The sequence below is a fragment of the Pelodictyon luteolum genome (assembly GCF_001622165.1).
Classification (GTDB): domain Bacteria; phylum Bacteroidota; class Chlorobiia; order Chlorobiales; family Chlorobiaceae; genus Chlorobium; species Chlorobium luteolum_B.
Map to the genome: position 1 here is coordinate 1 of NZ_LVWG01000005.1, position 4,595 is coordinate 4,595.

Genomic DNA, 4,595 nt, shown 5'->3' on the forward strand with positions numbered 1-4,595 from the left:
AACCCGGCTGAAAAGTGAATGTTTTTTTCAAAAAAATGCGTCATCTTCGTTGACATTGTCCGGGAGTCATCGAAATGGACTGCAGCTTCCCCTCTGTTCCCATCGCTGAAATCGTTGTCCATTCCGTTGAAGCGTTGAATGGCAGGGTATGAAAATGTCTGGGCACATGCCCGTTGAAATTTCTGTCGCGCGTTTCAGCCTGCGGTGTACATCCCTTTCGGAGCAGTGTGTGCCTGTTGGCGCATTCAATGCTGAATGCGGGGACGTCATGTGTCTGCTCCGCGGCACAGCCGGCAACCGTTATTGAAATGCATGTCGGGCTGCGAACGAGGGGGATACACAGCCATCATGTTCCGGAACGTGGCCGGTTATGGGATCTGAATCCGTATATTTCGTCCTGCCACAATCTGCCGGCCTGTCCATAACGCAATAACTCCATAAGGAATGCCATAAGGAATGCCATAAGGAATGCCCTAAGGGAAGGCCATAAGAATCTTCATCAAAGTGGCTGCGTGACTCTCCGACGACACCGATATGAGATGGTACGGCTTGCCGGGGACAGCGATGAGTTCCGGCTGTTTCTGATGCATGAGTCCATTGACATGCCCGGGTGCACCTCGTGCCCTTCGGAAGGCAGCGAGCGGCCCCTCAAATCCTTAAATACACCAGAATTTTCCAATGAAGACAGTCCCGTTGTTCCATCGCTATATCGGCATCGACTATTCCGGTGCCGCAACTCCGGATGCCAGCCTGAAGGGGATTCGGGTGTATATGGCAGATCGGCTCTCTCTGCCTGTTGAAGTACAGCCTCCGCCAAGCCCCCGCAAGTACTGGACCCGCATCGGCCTGGCCGAATGGCTGGCCGTTCGCTTGGGGGAGGATGTGCCGACGATCGTCGGCATTGACCATGGCTTCTCCTTTCCCTTGCGGTATTTCGAGGTCCACCGCCTGGTGCCTGAGTGGCCGGCATTTCTCGATGATTTCCAGAAGCACTGGCCTACCGATGACGCAAACACGTATGTTGATTTCATCCGCGACGGCTCGCGGGGTGAGGGCGAGGCCCGTTCCGGCAGCGCCCGGTGGCGGCGCATCACCGAGGAGCGGGCCGGGGCCAAGTCGGTTTTTCATTTCGATGTGCCGGGCTCGGTTGCCAAATCGACCCATGCCGGACTGCCCTGGCTGCGGTACCTGCGCGAGAGGCTCGGGGACCGGATCCATTTCTGGCCCTTCGACGGCTGGCAGATCCCTGCGGGCAAGTCTGCATTGGTGGAAATCTACCCTTCACTATGGAGCAGGGACTGTCCACGGGATGGCCGCACGCCCGACCAGCACGACGCCTATGTGTCAGCCGCCTGGCTGCGTCAGGTTGATACGAACGGCAGTCTCGGAGAGTTCCTCAAGCCGGACATGATGCCCGGCCAATACCCTGTTGCTCAGCTCGAAGGGTGGATTCTGGGGGTGAAGTGAATATGGTAAAGAAGAGTGAAGCGGAGAGTTTCCGCGCTTCGGTGCGGGATTTCGACGGGTGGCCGAAGAGCTGGATGGGTGTAACTGAAGACTTCGCCTACGGCCGGAAGCTGTTGCCCTTTTTCGCCGGTTTTCTGCAGGAGCTGTATGATGAGGGGGTGCCGCGTAAGACCTTCGCAGGGTATCGTGACAACCTCTGGCTGCTTGGTGGCGCCATCATCGGCGAGGTATCCCTCTATGAGGAGTACCGGGATGACCCGCTGGAGAAGCTCTCTCTATCAGTCGCTGATGGAGGTATGCTGCCCGATCATTGCGACCGGATGACCCGGGCCGACATGCAGGCGTTCGAGCGGATGTGCCGCAGATTTGAACGGTATCTTCAGGATTTGAAATGAGAACGGGAGAGCGGGAGCTCAAGCCTTACCGGATTTTTCCTCTGTGATTGCCGGCCTTGCAGGTGTATAGGTGTGGCAATAAGAGTGCGGGGCGGACGGGGTATGGGATTGCCAGTTGCGTCGGGACCGGAACGATGCCAGCCAAAGCTCCCGCAGGCATCTTCTTTGAAAACGGATGGGCCTGTTGGCGGGGCACGGAAACGGAACAGGAACACGTATGATCCTACAGCCCTGACAGATAGGTCTTCAGCGCCTGGTGTTTTCCCCTTCCGATCTTCTTGTGGAGGCGGTACCGGATGCTTTCCATCCCGCGTGTTGTGATTCCTCTGCGCCGTGCGATTTCCCGGGTATCGTAGCCGAGTTTCACGAAGAGGCAGACCGTTGCCTCCCTCGGCGTAAGGTTCGGGTGTGTTGCCTGAAGCTGCTTCAGAAATGCCGTGTCCGCATTGGTCAGGAGGGTGCCGAACCGTTCTTCAAGCTGTTCATGCTCGCTCAGCCGCACCAGGAGGTCTGTCATCGGGCGCTTGAGGTCGGTTGGAATATCGGCCCCATAGATGGCGTCGAGCAGCTGGGTGAGCTCTGCTCTTGCTCCGCCGGGGTTCTGTGTGGCACGCTCGATCTCTTCAGCTTTTTCTGCTGAGTCTTTTTTCAGTCCGGCGTGTACCTGTTCGAGTTCCGCTCTGGTGCTCATGGTTCCCTCAGTGGTTCTGTGTGCATTCCATTGCTACTGCTTTCACTGTATAGTACGAATATTTTATCTTATTCTGACAGTGATGCAGCCCGCCTGCCTTTTCTGGCATCCCCCTCTTCTCCCCAGCATCTCCGCTGCTGCAGTATCCATTGTTGAAAATGCAAACCATTTCTCGCCCGGGTCTTTGCTGTGATGCGCCGATGCGGTAGCTGGCCCCGTCAATGAAGAGAAAACGGTCAAGGGCGAGGTTGAATTCCCGCGCTTCGATCTCGGGGCATTATGTGTGGAATTTTGCGATTTCCTCGTCGAGTTGCCGGCTGATGTTTTGTTGAAGGCTCCGGAATGGATGATGGAAGTCCCTGTGGCAAGGGTGCTCTCCGGCGCAGCAATGCGCGCAGGGTGTCCGCATGTGAAAGAAGTGGTGGGGGGCCTGGGCGGTGAATCAGCTCGATGAGGGAACGGTGAGTGACACGGGTGGAAGAATATACAAAAAGGAGCCCGAAGGCTCCTTTGAAGCAATCACCAACCAACCGACTTACATGTGCTTGAGTTCGCCGATCTTTTCCCAGGACTGATCCGGAGTCCGTGTGAGGGCAACAACAATGGTGTTATCCTGCACCGTGACAGAAGCACGATCAGACTTGCGGAGTTCAGCATTGAGCTGCTCCGGGTTCAGCTTGTACATCGAGCCGCTGATGGCGTCCACAGCCAATCCGACCAATCCGCCGAAGACGATATTGCCCCATACCCATCCGTTTGATTTTTTCGTGATGGTCATTTCATACGGATAATGACCGGCAAGCGCAATCTTTACCGTATGGTTGTCCTTTCTCTTCAAATCAACGGTAAGGGGAGTCGTGCCGATATTTCTTCCGTCAACCGTAACACCTGCTCCGGTCGGCGTGCTGGAGATGCCGAGATTCTGCGAAGAACCATCCATGATGGTTGCGCATCCCGAAAAACACGGTGCGATAAAGCCCAGCAGTAATGCTGTAATGATTGTCCTTTTCATGATGATGAGGGTTATGAGTTTAAAAAGCGCAGCCAACCGAAGGAGGCTGCGTACGCAAAGAACGGCACAGGTGACACGTGTGTTATTGATGGAATAGTAGGGGGGTGGATGGGACAACGGCTGTCCTATGCATTAAATAAATGCATCAATTCTCAAATGAGGCCGGCATAGGTATTCCGCCTACTGCTCTTTGGGGGGGATATTCCTGCCCTGCCGTTGCAGGTTGAGGTTAAGAGGAGCCGCTGAAACCGCTTAATCGATAATGACATGTGCGGGCGTTTCGTTTTTTTTCTGACGTGGCCCCCGATTTCTAGGCAGCGGTTTAGGTTGGTAACTGTTCAGCATGGAGGGGGAATAAAATGGGACGTTTCACCATGCAGGCGTGGTGGTGCCTATGCGTGGGCATGATTGGTGCCTCTCGGGGAATATCGATGTATTGCTTGCTCAGCTGCGCGCTCTGATGGCTGATGCCCGCAAAAAAGCAATGCGGGCAGGCACGGGCTGCTTATGGCAAAAAGCTGCTGTCACGACTGGCAGAATCATTGACTGATGAGCTCGGCAAGGGGTTCGATGCCACTGATTTGAGGCACATGCGCCGGTTTTATCTTGCTTTTCCAATTTACGACACAGTGCGTCGCGAATTGAGCTGGTCGCATTATCGGACTCTTTTGCGTCTCGGCAACAAGGATGCCAGAGAGTGGCATGTAAATGAAGCGGCATTGCAGAGAATACGAATTTGTATTTTCTGGTGTAGTATGTGATATATAGCTGGTATTTTCTTCAACCGTTCGACTATTCAGCTATCCTGCCGCTGGGCGCTTCGGCATAATCTGGTGACGCAACCCGTTGCTGAGTGCGGGGGACTAGGTGCTGAACGCCTGTGCTTGTGAGTCCGGTTTGCTGTTGGTATACCTCAATGCTATTGGGTTATGGATAAAAAACAGAGTACTTTCGGCCTTTCCGGAAGCATCGGCGGATCCCGCCTGAGCGGATTGATCAACAGTATTGCTGAGGGCACCTCTGACCCTGT

The 4,595-nt window shown here is 54.9% G+C and carries 4 protein-coding genes and 1 pseudogene; 3 read left to right on the forward strand and 2 right to left on the reverse strand.

Annotated elements, in window-relative coordinates:
- Positions 1-678: 678 nt before the first annotated feature.
- A complete protein-coding gene (locus A3K90_RS00550) occupies positions 679-1,467 on the forward strand; it encodes a hypothetical protein (RefSeq protein WP_303680667.1) in 789 nt (262 codons plus the stop codon).
- Between the two features lie 2 nt (positions 1,468-1,469).
- Positions 1,470-1,862 (forward strand): hypothetical protein, encoded by a 393-nt coding sequence (locus A3K90_RS00555; protein WP_303680668.1) that lies wholly within the window; start codon positions 1,470-1,472, stop codon positions 1,860-1,862.
- Between the two features lie 223 nt (positions 1,863-2,085).
- Here the strand turns inward: A3K90_RS00555 and A3K90_RS00560 are convergent, their stop codons facing one another.
- Together A3K90_RS00560 and A3K90_RS00565 are read right to left on the reverse strand one after the other, a co-directional pair.
- On the reverse strand, positions 2,086-2,553 hold the full coding sequence (locus tag A3K90_RS00560) for a response regulator receiver protein (protein ID WP_303680669.1): 468 nt from the start codon (positions 2,551-2,553) through the stop codon (positions 2,086-2,088).
- A 535-nt stretch (positions 2,554-3,088) separates the two neighbouring features.
- Entirely contained in the window at positions 3,089-3,493 is a 405-nt protein-coding gene (locus tag A3K90_RS00565) for a PEGA domain-containing protein (RefSeq protein WP_011357587.1), read from the reverse strand.
- Between the two features lie 551 nt (positions 3,494-4,044).
- Here A3K90_RS00565 and A3K90_RS00570 point away from each other — a divergent pair.
- Positions 4,045-4,290: pseudogene (locus tag A3K90_RS00570) on the forward strand (DUF1016 N-terminal domain-containing protein); the annotation flags it as partial.
- Positions 4,291-4,595: the final 305 nt, after the last annotated feature.

Excerpts from the sequence above, each read along its gene's own strand:
- A3K90_RS00560 (WP_303680669.1), bottom strand. The coding sequence starts at position 2,553 with ATGAGCACCAGAGCGGAACTCGAACAGGTACACGCCGGACTGAAAAAA.
- A3K90_RS00555 (WP_303680668.1), top strand. The coding sequence starts at position 1,470 with ATGGTAAAGAAGAGTGAAGCGGAGAGTTTCCGCGCTTCGGTGCGGGAT.
- A3K90_RS00565 (WP_011357587.1), bottom strand. The coding sequence starts at position 3,493 with ATGGATGGTTCTTCGCAGAATCTCGGCATCTCCAGCACGCCGACCGGA.
- A3K90_RS00550 (WP_303680667.1), top strand. The coding sequence starts at position 679 with ATGAAGACAGTCCCGTTGTTCCATCGCTATATCGGCATCGACTATTCC.